Genomic DNA, 12,472 nt, shown 5'->3' on the forward strand with positions numbered 1-12,472 from the left:
TGTTTGTTACACGAAGCCATCCGGTGTGAGAGTGGTTGGCTGCGGGCTTAATTAAACACTAGGCTGAGAATGTAGATTTTTTAAATTTATAGTTGTTATTGTGAGTATATTTATTGTGAATGGTAAAAGGGGTTCGTTTTTCCGAAAATTGTTTTATGTTTGTTCTATCCCGTTCAAAAAATGTTAATCAAGGACTCTCCATGAGCAAGTATGTCACTCTTTCTGGCTTGCAGATTGCGTCACCATTGGCGCAGTTTGTTGAGCAATCTTTACTTCCCGGTACAGGTATTTCGGTCAATCAATTTTGGCAAGGCGTGGCGGATATTTTTTCTACGCTCGGTCCACAGAATCGGGCATTACTGGAAAAACGTGATGCACTTCAACAGCAGATCGATGACTATCACCTCTCTCATCAAGATTGGCAATCAGTTGAATATCGGACATTTCTTGAATCTATAGGTTACCTCCAACCTGAGCCTGAAGACTTTACTATCGAAACCGAGCATGTAGAGCCCGAAATTGCGAGCGCTGCAGGACCTCAATTAGTGGTTCCTGTGAGTAATGCTAGATTTGCACTCAATGCTGCAAATGCGCGCTGGGGCTCGTTATACGATGCTCTTTATGGTACGGATGTGCTTGGTGAAGACGATGGGGCCGAGCGTACTAAAGCCTATAACCCAACTCGTGGGTTTAAAGTTATGGCTTACGCTAGACAGTTTCTCGATAAAGCACTGCCGTTGACTGAGGGCTCTCATATTGAGAGTACAAATTACGCGATTTTAGATGGCAACTTGGTAATTACACTCAACGATAGTACCCAAGTCAGGTTGCAACAACCAGATCAGTTGGTGGGGTATCAAGGGGAAGCACAAAACCCAAGTGCTATTTTGCTCTGCCACCACGATCTTCATATTGAGATCCAAATAGATCCACATCATCCAATCGGACAAGCAGATAAAGCTGGGATCAAAGATGTTATTCTTGAAGCTGCGCTTACGACTATTATGGACTGCGAAGACTCGGTTGCAGCGGTGGATGCCGAAGACAAAGTGTTGGTATATCAAAATTGGTTGGGCTTAATGAAGGGGAGCTTGAGCGAGACCTTTGAAAAGTCTGGACAATCACTGACCCGAACATTAAATGCAGACAGAAGTTACGTAGACACGCAAGGGCAACGCATGGCCCTTAAAGGTCGTTCAATGATGTTTGTGCGCAATGTTGGTCACCTAATGACAACGCCAGCGGTACTAGATGCAGAAGGAAACGAGCAGTTCGAAGGGATCTTAGATGCCATTATGACAAGCACAGCGGCGCTGCATGATCTTCAGGGCAATAGTCCATTTAAAAACTCGACAGCAGCCAGCATAAATATCGTGAAACCAAAGATGCATGGGCCTGAAGAAGTTGCTTTTACTGATACCCTATTTAGTCGAGTTGAAGCCCTGCTCTCGCTGCCCAAAAATACCATTAAAATGGGAATTATGGATGAAGAGCGTCGTACTTCGGTAAACTTAAAAGCGTGTATTGCTGCCGCTAAGCAGCGCGTTGTATTTATCAATACCGGCTTTTTAGATAGAACGGGCGATGAAATTCATACCTCGATGCTCGCAGGCCCTGTACTGCCAAAAGCGGCAATTAAAGGCCAGTCTTGGATAGCGGCTTATGAAGATCAAAACGTGGATATAGGTCTTAAAACTGGTTTTAGAAAAAAGGCGCAAATAGGCAAAGGTATGTGGCCAATGCCAGATAAAATGGCGTTAATGATGGAACAAAAGCAAGGTCACCCCGAGTCTGGGGCGAATACTGCGTGGGTGCCCTCTCCTACCGCTGCAACGCTTCATGCGATGCACTACCACTATGTGGATGTATTTGCGCGCCAGCTCGAGATAAAAACACGTCAGCAGGCGTCGCTCGACAGCTTACTTACGCCCCCTTTGATGTTAGAGAACAATCTGTCTGCAGAGGATATTCAAGCTGAATTAGACAACAATGCGCAAGGCATATTGGGCTACGTGGTACGTTGGATAGATCAAGGTGTAGGCTGCTCAAAAGTGCCTGATATCAATCACATTGGATTAATGGAAGACAGAGCAACCCTTAGGATCTCAAGCCAGCATATCGCTAACTGGTTATATCATGGCATTTGCAGCGAAGAACAAGTGGAAAAAACGTTTAGACGCATGGCGGCTGTAGTCGATGGTCAAAACGCAAATGATAGTCTCTACCAACCAATGCTCAATGACCACAAACCACTTAACGAAAACCTCGCTTATAAAGCAGCATTATCTTTGGTATTTGAAGGTCGAGTGCAGCCCAATGGGTATACTGAGCCGCTGCTTCACGCCTATCGACAGGCCTTCAAGCAACAGGCTAATTAACACCTCTTTCATTTCGATGTCACTCAAGTCAAGGCTGGTTAATCCAGCCTTTTTGGCTTTTATGTTTGTGTAGAGGCAATCTCAGATCTACAAGCCTGTATTTATATCTCGCAGTTATACTCTACATTTGCGACACAGCAATCAAAGGTACTCGTATTGAAACGCCGTTGAGGGCAATTTTGTGGATCATTTCATCTACAGTTGTACAGCAGTCATGGAGAATGAAAACATTGTACTGCTCGGCCGATTTCGATAGCGCGGTATGGGTTACGCAGTTTTGTGTCATCATGCCGCAGATATATAAAGTGTCGATATCTTTAGATTGGAGCAAATCATTTAAGGGAGTTTGTTCAAAGCTGTCGGCGTAGGACTTTACGATATAGTGGCCGTTTGCTTGTGCTTGGTGGAGGCCATTGTGGAACTCGACACCGTTAGTGTCGGCATTAAAAAATGGTGCCTTCCCTTGCTCTGGATTGGCAATGTGCTGGACATAAATGACCTCTATGTTTTGCTCTGCCGCTTTGCTGATAGCTGTATTGATGTTTGTCAGTGTATTTTCGGTATTCCATAACGGAAAAAGCCCCTCAGGAAAATAGTCATTTTGAATATCGATAACCAATAGTGCGCTGTTCATTTCTTTTACCTCGTCAATTAAATTGTAGAGGTATTGTGATGGTGTTGTAACTTTGACTGGAGTGTCTAAAATGACATTTTTGAGTTCAAATACGACAATATAGATGAAACCTATAACAGTGGCGATTTGTCACTATCCCCGTGCGACGAAATCGGCTGTATATGGTCTAGAAGAGCTGTTTTTTCTAGCAGATAGAATTTGTATCGAAGAGTCACAGAATACCCGCTTTACAACACATGTTGTTACCCTCGGTAGCGTTGTAAAGGGGGATTACAATATTGTGTTATTGCCGCCGAGTATTAGTTCTGATTATTACCTTAAACCTGAACCTCAATTACTTGCTTGGTTAAATCAGCAACATCAACAAGGTGCAGTTATCGCCTCTGCCTGTGCGGGAGCTTTTATACTTGCTGCCTCGGGGCTAAGCCATCAGCGCTTACTCACCACGCATTGGGGACTGACTGAGGCATTTAAACAGCACTTTCCAAACCAGCCTATCGATACGCGAAAAATATTAATCGATCACAATGATATTATGTCGGCTGGCGGCATGATGTCTTGGCTTGATCTTGGATTAGAGTTAGTTAAAAAATATAGCAATCAATTTGTCATGCGAAAGTTAGGTAAAACGCTAGTAGTAGATACAGCACCACGGGAGCAGAGCTACTATCATCAATTTCAGCCAAACTTTCAACATAGTGATGATGCCGTGCTGCGGGCTCAGCAATACATTAACACCCATTATGATCACAATATTTCAATTATGGAGTTGGCTGATATCGCATTGCTTACTCAAAGAACCTTGCAACGACGGTTCACAAAGCGACTCGGGCTAAACCCAAATCAGTACCTACAACGGTTTCGAGTGCAGAAAATGTGTGAACTATTGGAAAGTACTCGTAAACCATTTGATTGGATAGCACATCAGGTGGGGTATGAGGATACAGCAGCCTGTCGTAAAGTATTTAAAAAGTATATGGGCTTAACACCAAACGAGTTTCGACAGCGATTTTAGTTATATATATTTTACTTTAGGTAAAATATATTTGACTTGAGATTGGTTGAAGTTTACGCTTTGATGTAAAAGATACTTAACTTTGAGTAAAGTGAGTGTAACATGGAAAGCAGCAATAAAATTAAAGCATTTTTGGACTCGTTGAGTTTTCGAGACTTAACGATTGCTATTGAGTTTTTGGTAACAGGTTATATCTTATATTTTTATCTTGGCGAAATTGCAGCTGCGACAGAGCAATTACGCCAAGACCCTAGCTGGGTATCTGGGCTATTGCTTAAAGTGATAATTGTTTCTGTGGTAATTTCTATTGCAGGTCAGTTATTACTCAGCTTTGTCAGTGATAAGGATATAGATAGGTCTTTAGATGAACGTGAAAAATTGATTGCACTCTGTGGCGCTAAGCCTGCTTATTGGGTGCTTCAGGTTGGTGTGTGTATTTCTATTTTCCAGTATTGTGCAGAAGCGCAAAATTGGCCGAGAGGATTACCGTTTGAACTCCCCTTTGCACCGCTGCATATTTTAGTGATCGCATTCTTGCTGGCTGAATTAGTCGGTTATGGAACCCAATTGATCAGAGCTCGCTTAGGAGCGGTGTATGGCTGACTTATCCATTAAAAACAAAATTAGAATGCTACGGTTTATGAGTGGCGAAATGACCCAGAAGGAACTAGCGGAACGAGTTGGCGTTACAAGGCAGACGATTATGGCCATTGAAGCTGCCAAGTATTCACCTTCGCTTGAAGTTGCCTTTAAAATAGCCCATGTATTCAACGTCTCCATTGAGGATGTGTTTGAATATAAAGTATAAAATACCGAAATCTGCGTGATGTAAAGCGGGTTTACATCACGTTTTATTATTACTTCCTCTAAATATGCCATCATTTTGTCTAAATGTTAAAAAACGATGATAAAAAAAGTTTAATAATTAGGCATTCTAATCTAATCTTGAAGTACACAACCTGAGGTTTGGATTAGGAACGAGCCAACTCATTGTTTTTTAAATCACATTAAATTATTTCCTTATCTAGTCAGAGCATGTTGGGATAACTCCGCTTCCTGCTCTCGCCAAGGTATCTACATTCGGTAGGCAAGGCGAATTAACGCACTAATAGCTGGCGATTGGAGTGAATTCCAACCCAGTTGGCGCTAAAACTGGCTGCTAGAAAGGCACTAATTATCCGAAGCTCTGGCTAACTACATTGCTATACCTTTTGACTCTTTGGTTGCAAGTGAGTCAGTGTTTCGCTCAACGCGATTGATTATTCAGGCTTGATTACGAGGTGTCATGGTTAAGCAGTATACAGCGATAGTTAACTTTTTTGGCACGGTGAGCTTAGCATGGGTGCTGGCGCTAATGCCTGCTCATGCCAGCGAGTGTAATAAAACGGTGAATATCGGCGTTGTTGCCGATTGGCCGCCATTAACTGTATTTGATGAGCTTGGACCTTGGGGGCTAGATGTGGATATTGCTGAAATGGTGTTTCAGCATGTTGGTGTTTGTACTCAATATATTCGCCTTCCCTCCAGCGCGCGAACTTTTGAAGAAATGTCCAAAGGGATTATTGATGTTGCTGTCATGGTTAGCTACACCAAAGACCGTGAAGTATACGGTGATTTCACTATGCCTTATCGATTTGAACGAATGCGATTGTTTTCTTTATCTCCTCCGCTCGAGTTGGTCAAACTGGAGTCATTGCTAAAACAATCCAAGACGATTGGCTTAAGTATAGGTTCGTATTACGGCGAAGAGATTAACCGGCTTAAGCAAGATGACCGTTATAAAGACCAATTTGTCAGTATAGCCAGTGCTCAACGTCGAGTTGAAATGCTAATGAAGCGTCGCGTAGACTTTATTATTGATGATGTTATCACTGGGAACTATTTTATTAACGAGCAAGGGCTTGCTGAGGCGCAGACTTGGCCGTATGTTGTTCATGATAATCAGGTTCACTTTCTGCTGAGAAAGCATACGTTTAGTCCTGGGTTAAAACGTAAAATCGATGACGCGATAGTGCAGCTTAAGCCAAGAATTGAGCTGCTGGTAAGTACTTATGTATCGAATGCGGTGTTCCACTCTACTGCAATAGCCAATGAATTACCTCGCTATCAGCTATCTTCTTCAACCCCTGAGTAAACCCCAATCTAACTAGCTGCTCAATTTGAGGGGGAGCCACATATTAATGATAAAAGTACACCTGACGAGAAACGAGTAAACACGTAACCTTGTTTTTATCTTAATATTTTAAAGTTTTAGATTCACTTGAACAGCACGATAGCATTGCGCATTTTTCACTAAAAAGTGTGATTTTTAATCAGCTCTAAATTAATCAAGTTGTCACAACAACGCGGTAAATTATCGCAAATAGCTGCAAAATATCAGGTTTTTGAAATTTTTTTGAGATTTTTTGTAATCCTTCAAAACCCCTTAGCTATCATGGGATTAACCTAGGTACAAACGTCAAAAAATTGGCTTTTTACAAAAAGTCAACCTTGAAGTCTCTCTCTTATCCCCCTAAGCTTTATTTTAATTGAACGGTCAATTAATAAAAAGCTATGCCAAAAGTCGGAATGGAACCTGTTCGTCGTCAGCAGCTAATTGACGCCACATTAGAGTCAGTTGCCGAGCTAGGATTACAAGCAACCACTATTAATAGTATCAGCAAAAGAGCGGGTCTCTCGTCAGGGATCATCAGTCACTATTTTGGTGGTAAACAAGGCTTGATTGAAGCAACCGTGCGCTACTTATTAAACAACTTGAAATACAGCTTGTTAGATAAAACCTGCGAAGGTTGCAGTGCCGAGCAGCGATTGATGTATATCGTTGAAGCTAACTTCGCCATGGTACAGCAGCAGTCAAATACGACGCGTACCTGGTTAAGCTTCTGGGCGCAATCAATGCACGATGATGAACTACACCGACTACAGCGCGTTAATAGCCGCCGATTACAAAGTAACTTAGCCACTTCGTTTGCTGCTTTTATGCCAAGAGCTGAGGCAAAAGAAGCCGCTGAACTTGCAGCTGGCATGATTGACGGGCTCTGGCTTAGAGCCGTATTAAGTAAAGCCGACCATCACGCGTTTCATCACAGCGAAACGCTCGCAAAACGCTACATTCAATCACTTATTAAGCAGTTTGGAGGATAATGTGACAGTCCCTGTATATCAAAATTTTATTCATGGCCAGTTCTTGGCAAATCACTCAGGCGAAAAGTTTGCAGTAAGAAATCCAGCAACGGATGAAGTGATCTACGAAGTAGAAATCGCTGACAGCCATGTTCAGCAAGCTGCGATTGAAAGTGCCAGAGCCGGTTTTGCACTATGGTCTGCTATGACGCCAATTGAACGTAGCCGTATTTTACATAAAGCGGTATCGCTATTACGCGAACGTAATGATGAGCTTGCTAAAGTTGAGGTATTAGACACAGGTAAGCCTTGGCAAGAAGCGGAATGTGTCGACATTCAAACTGGCGCAGATGTGATTGAATATTTTGCAGGATTGGCACCTGCTCAGATTGGTAGCCAGCAACCTGTCGGCAATGATTTTTTCTACACTCGTAAAGAGCCATTAGGTATTTGTGCTGGCATTGGGGCGTGGAATTATCCGCTGCAAATCGCATGTTGGAAGTCTGGCCCTGCACTTGCTGCTGGTAATGCCTTAATTTTCAAACCTTCAGAAGAAACTCCGCTAGGTGCGATTAAGTTGGCCGAAATCTTTATTGAAGCCGGAGTGCCTGCGGGCGTATTCAATGTGGTACAAGGCGCTGCAGAGGTGGGCCAGTGGCTCACAACGCATCCTGATATTGAGAAAGTATCGTTCACCGGTGAAGTCGGCACGGGCAAAAAAGTAATGCAAAGTGCGGCAAGCAATTTAAAAGAGGTGACGATGGAGCTAGGTGGCAAATCACCGCTTATCGTCTTTGAAGATGCTGATATTTCTCAAGCTATCAGTGCTGCAATGTTGGGCAACTTCTACACTCAAGGTGAAGTGTGTACTAACTGTACGCGCGTATTTGTACATCGCAGTGTATATGATGCCTTCTTGGCAGAGCTAAAACAGCGCACTGAGCAAAATATTATTGCAGGTGATCCGCTTGATCCAGAAGTGAACCTAGGTGCGCTTATTTCAAAGCAACACCAAAAATTGGTAATGGACTATATCGCAGCTGGCAAAGCTGAAGGGGCAACTGTATTAACAGGTGGTGAAGCCATCAGCCCTGCATCTGCACCAAACGGTTATTTCGTCGCACCAACGATATTTGTCGACTGTCATGACGATATGACTATTGTGAAAGAAGAAATCTTTGGTCCAGTGATGTCTGTATTGGTATTCGATGACGAAGAAGAAGTTATTCAACGAGCAAACAATACGCATTTAGGCTTAGCAGCTGGTGTGTTTAGTAAAGATATTCAACGTGCACACCGCGTGATCCATCAGCTAGAAGCCGGTATTTGTTGGATCAACAGTTATGGTAACTCACCTGCTGAAATGCCAGTTGGTGGCTACAAGCAGTCTGGTATCGGTCGTGAGAATGGCGTCGAGACACTTGACCAATATACCCAGACAAAATCTGTGTATGTAGGTATGAGTGATATTGAAAGCCCATTTTAATCGAGGAGTACTATGACTGATTTTGACTATATTATCGTAGGGGCCGGTTCTGCGGGCTGTGTGCTGGCAAACCGTTTGTCGGAAAATCCTGCTCACAAAGTATTACTGCTCGAAACGGGCGGTAGCGATAAAAGTATTTTTATTCAGATGCCAACGGCGTTATCTATTCCAATGAATACCGATAAATACGCTTGGCAGTTTCATACAGAACCTGAACCGTATTTAGACAATCGTGTTATGCATTGTCCACGTGGCAAGGTACTCGGTGGCTCATCGTCAATCAATGGTATGGTGTACGTTCGTGGTCATGCTAAGGATTTTGATGAGTGGCAAGATCACGGTGCAGAAGGCTGGGATTACCAATCTTGTTTGCCTTACTTTAAGCGTGCTGAGTCTTGGTATCTAGGTGGCGACGAATACCGTGGCGAGAAAGGTCCACTTGGCACCAACAATGGTAATGAAATGGCAAACCCGCTCTATCGCGCCTTTATTAGCGCAGGAGAGCAGGCCGGTTATGCATTTACCAAAGACTATAACGGTGAGCAGCAAGAAGGCTTTGGCCCAATGCATATGACCGTAAAAGATGGTAAGCGTTGTTCATCAAGTCGCGCCTATTTAGACCCAATTAAACACCGTAGCAACCTGACAATTGTAACGGGAGCACTGGTACAAAAAGTGTTGCTAGAAGACAAAGTTGCAACCGGTGTTGAGTACAGCGTTAAGGGTACTCTCAAAACAGCGACTGCTGCAAAAGAAGTCATTTTGAGCGCGGGTTCAATCGGTTCACCGCACTTATTACAGTTGTCTGGTATCGGTGATAAAGAAGCGTTGACTGCCGCAGGCGTTGAAGTGAAACATCACTTACCTGGAGTGGGTAAAAACCTTCAAGACCACTTAGAGTTTTATTTCCAGTATAAATGTAAGCAACCTATTACCTTAAATGGCAAATTAGGATTGATTTCTAAGGGGCTGATTGGGGCTAGATGGCTGCTTGACAAGTCAGGTCTTGGGGCTACAAACCATTTTGAATCTTGTGCCTTTATTCGTTCAAAAGCGGGCGTTGAGTGGCCAGATCTTCAGTACCATTTTTTACCAGCAGCAATTCGCTACGATGGCAAAAGTGCATTTGCTGGTCATGGCTTCCAAGTTCATGTTGGTCACAATAAACCAAAGAGCCGTGGTGAAGTAACGATTAAGTCAGCAGATCCAACGGTTGCACCTAAAATACAGTTTAACTACCTAGCTGAACAAGAAGATATTGAAGGCTTTAGAGCTTGTGTTAGGTTGACTCGTGAAATCATCGAGCAAAGTGCGTTTGAAGACTTTAGACAGAGCGAGATCCAACCTGGTGAGCATATCCAAACCGATGAAGAAATTGATGCCTTTGTGCGTCAAGCGGTAGAAAGTGCTTATCACCCTTCTTGCTCTTGCAAAATGGGAGAAGATGAAATGGCTGTCGTAGACTCACAGACCCGCGTGCGCGGTGTTAAAGGGCTACGCGTTGTGGATTCATCTATCTTCCCAACCATTCCTAATGGCAACCTCAATGCCCCAACCATCATGGTTGCGGAAAAAGCGGCGGACATGATTTTAGACAATCCGCCACTGGCAACTGAGGGAGCAAACGTTGCCATGACACAAAACTGGCAACAAGTTCAACGTAGTTCGGAGATGTAGTTTCGCCACTCGTATGGGAAAGTTCGTGCCCCATATGAGGCCTGCAGTGGCATGCAGTGCAAATTGTTTGCACTGCATTAATGCGGGAATAATGTAAATAAAAACAACGGAGAAAAAATGAGTTACTTCTATCAATTTTGGGAGGGTGACAATGACAGTATGGCTTAGTGCAGGCATCATTTTCACCCTATTGGCAATTGCCTTTATTTTATTGAAGTGGGGGAATTTACAGTGCGTTGGTGTTACACCGGTTAAAACGTTCACTTTTATTGCAATCTTATTTACTTCTGGCCTCGACGTTGGCCTGATCATGTTTCCGCTTACGGAGTTTGCGGGTTACGCAGACATAAAAGCAAGCCCAGAGTATGCATTTACTAATCCGCTGGCCATAGAGTTTGGCTTTTGGGGATTTTTAATCTGGGGGTTCTACTTTCTTACGTGCTTTTATTTCTGCGTAATAGAGCCCAAAGTGAAATTCTTTGAAATTCCTTGGGTTAAATTCATTAATAACCTAGTTATTATCGGTACATGTGCGTTTACTGCATTCTTATTGCTGTCTAACCTACCTTGGTATTTACCTAGTTTAGGCGACGGTGAGTCGATTATTCCTAGTTTCTACCTGATTGTGTTTGCGGCTATCGCTTTTGCGGTTTACTCGAGCACTAGCCTTAAGTACGTGCGTTTTTTAAGTATCACGACGACATGGGTATTTATCGGTTTAATCGCCTTTATGTGGGCGTCAGCGTTTGTCTTTGGTGACAGTGCTATGTCGAGCTATACCAATAACTTGGCATTGATCGGCGGATACTTTGCCAATATCGACCAGTTTGTACTACCACTTAACGACTATCACGAGTTTTATCTATTTTGGTGGTTTGCGTGGAGCATTATGATTGGACAGTTTACATCGCGTTTTGTGGGCGGCTTGAAAACTTATCAAGTTCTAGCAGCAATGTTAATTTTCCCATCGATCCCGATTGCAGCGTGGTTTGGCGTGCTTTACCACTACCATGAAGCTGGGATCCCAACCACTGGCATTAAAAACTTTGCGATGGTGTTTGTAGGCGTGGTGTTTGTGATTAACTCGCTGGACTCATTAATTCGCCTGTATACAGATAATCTTAACCTGACAGTTAGCCGTTTGGGAAAAAGAAACTATATTTTATTTAATATCGTAGCGTTATCTCTGCTTACGCTGTTATTTAAACTTAACTTCTTACAGATCCAATGGGTTGGTGCATTAGTCATAGGCTTGTTCTTTTCTTGCTTTGGTTATATTGCCTACAGCAAGTATAAAACCGTGAGCAAGATAGATAGCTCGCCAAAAGACAACCTTATCGACTTTAGAAAAATTGAATCAGTAAACTAGGGATACAACTAAATGACAACTTTAAAGAAAACTCTTTGTGCATTACCACTTGTACTAGCATCTAATTGTGCATTGGCCGACTGGTCAGCAACACTAACGGGTGTATCTGATTATACCTTCAACGGTGTGAGTCAAACCCAAAACGACCCTGCTTTGCAAGGCAGTATAGATAAAGCCTTTTCAAATGGTGTATATGCTGGAAGCTGGGCGTCTAATGTCGATTTTGGTGGTGACACAGATCTAGAGTGGGACTTTTACGTTGGTCGCTTTGTCGAGCTGAACCAAAGCTGGAGCGTCGACTATGGTATTGCGTATTACTCCTACCATGGTGGTGATGACTCAAGTGACGGTAACTACCCTGAGATCTACACTAAATTTGGTTACGCCAGCGAGTTTGGTCAAACCGAGTTTAACTTTTGGTATAGCTGGGACTACTTTGGTACAGAAGCTGGCCACACGATTGCGATGGTAGCGCATACTTTTGAAATCGCAGAGGGCCATGCACTAAGAGCTAGTTTTGATATTTCTAACTCATTGGATGGTGATAAGTACTTATGGGATGGTAATGATAAGTCTTATAACCACTATCGCCTTGCTTACCAAACTGCATTTAAAGGATTTGATGTCGAAGTAGCTGCGGAAAACACCAGTCTAGACTGGGATACGGCTGATGAGCGTATCGTGCTTTCTGTGTCGAGAACCTTCGACCTGTAATTATCACTAAGGTGTGATGACAGTAATACCAGCCTATAATCTAGGCTGGTATTTTTTTGCGTTTAAGGCAGAATGT

11 protein-coding genes are annotated in these 12,472 nt (G+C 43.1%); 10 read left to right on the forward strand and 1 reads right to left on the reverse strand.

The features are described from left to right. Positions 1–200 precede the first annotated feature (200 nt). Positions 201–2,378, forward strand: coding sequence for a malate synthase G (locus CEX98_RS13730; RefSeq protein ID WP_099642624.1), 2,178 nt, complete (start codon positions 201–203; stop codon positions 2,376–2,378). A 121-nt stretch (positions 2,379–2,499) separates the two neighbouring features. On the opposite strand, the gene CEX98_RS13735 is transcribed toward CEX98_RS13730, so the two are convergent. Next, on the reverse strand, positions 2,500–3,012 hold the full coding sequence (locus tag CEX98_RS13735; protein ID WP_099642625.1) for a cysteine hydrolase family protein: 513 nt from the start codon (positions 3,010–3,012) through the stop codon (positions 2,500–2,502). A 103-nt stretch (positions 3,013–3,115) separates the two neighbouring features. Here CEX98_RS13735 and CEX98_RS13740 point away from each other — a divergent pair, with 103 nt between their 5' ends. From CEX98_RS13740 to CEX98_RS13780, 9 genes are all read left to right on the forward strand, one after another. Beyond that, a complete protein-coding gene (locus tag CEX98_RS13740) occupies positions 3,116–4,027 on the forward strand; it encodes a GlxA family transcriptional regulator (protein ID WP_099642626.1) in 912 nt (303 codons plus the stop codon). Between the two features lie 102 nt (positions 4,028–4,129). Further along, positions 4,130–4,630, forward strand: a complete 501-nt coding sequence (locus CEX98_RS13745) for a hypothetical protein (RefSeq protein WP_099642627.1) — start codon at positions 4,130–4,132, stop codon at positions 4,628–4,630. Next, complete coding sequence (locus tag CEX98_RS13750; RefSeq protein ID WP_099642628.1) at positions 4,623–4,835, forward strand: helix-turn-helix transcriptional regulator; 213 nt, start codon at positions 4,623–4,625, stop codon at positions 4,833–4,835. Before CEX98_RS13745 ends, CEX98_RS13750 begins: the two co-directional genes overlap by 8 nt. A gap of 477 nt (positions 4,836–5,312) precedes the next feature. Continuing rightward, positions 5,313–6,161, forward strand: a complete 849-nt coding sequence (locus CEX98_RS13755) for a substrate-binding periplasmic protein (protein WP_099642629.1) — start codon at positions 5,313–5,315, stop codon at positions 6,159–6,161. A 419-nt stretch (positions 6,162–6,580) separates the two neighbouring features. After that, the gene (betI, locus tag CEX98_RS13760; RefSeq protein ID WP_099642630.1) at positions 6,581–7,171 is read left to right on the forward strand and encodes a transcriptional regulator BetI; all 591 of its coding nucleotides are present in this window, start codon (positions 6,581–6,583) and stop codon (positions 7,169–7,171) included. Position 7,172: 1 nt separating this feature from the next. Beyond that, the gene (gene betB / locus CEX98_RS13765; RefSeq protein WP_099642631.1) at positions 7,173–8,636 is read left to right on the forward strand and encodes a betaine-aldehyde dehydrogenase; all 1,464 of its coding nucleotides are present in this window, start codon (positions 7,173–7,175) and stop codon (positions 8,634–8,636) included. 12 nt (positions 8,637–8,648) lie between these two features. After that, positions 8,649–10,313, forward strand: a complete 1,665-nt coding sequence (gene betA / locus CEX98_RS13770; protein WP_099642632.1) for a choline dehydrogenase — start codon at positions 8,649–8,651, stop codon at positions 10,311–10,313. A gap of 151 nt (positions 10,314–10,464) precedes the next feature. Beyond that, positions 10,465–11,682 (forward strand): choline transporter, encoded by a 1,218-nt coding sequence (locus CEX98_RS13775; RefSeq protein WP_099642633.1) that lies wholly within the window; start codon positions 10,465–10,467, stop codon positions 11,680–11,682. A gap of 12 nt (positions 11,683–11,694) precedes the next feature. Next, positions 11,695–12,396 (forward strand): TorF family putative porin, encoded by a 702-nt coding sequence (locus CEX98_RS13780; protein ID WP_099642634.1) that lies wholly within the window; start codon positions 11,695–11,697, stop codon positions 12,394–12,396. Positions 12,397–12,472 lie beyond the last annotated feature (76 nt).

This window comes from Pseudoalteromonas piscicida, assembly GCF_002744175.1.
In the GTDB taxonomy this organism is placed as follows: Bacteria; Pseudomonadota; Gammaproteobacteria; order Enterobacterales; family Alteromonadaceae; genus Pseudoalteromonas; species Pseudoalteromonas piscicida_B.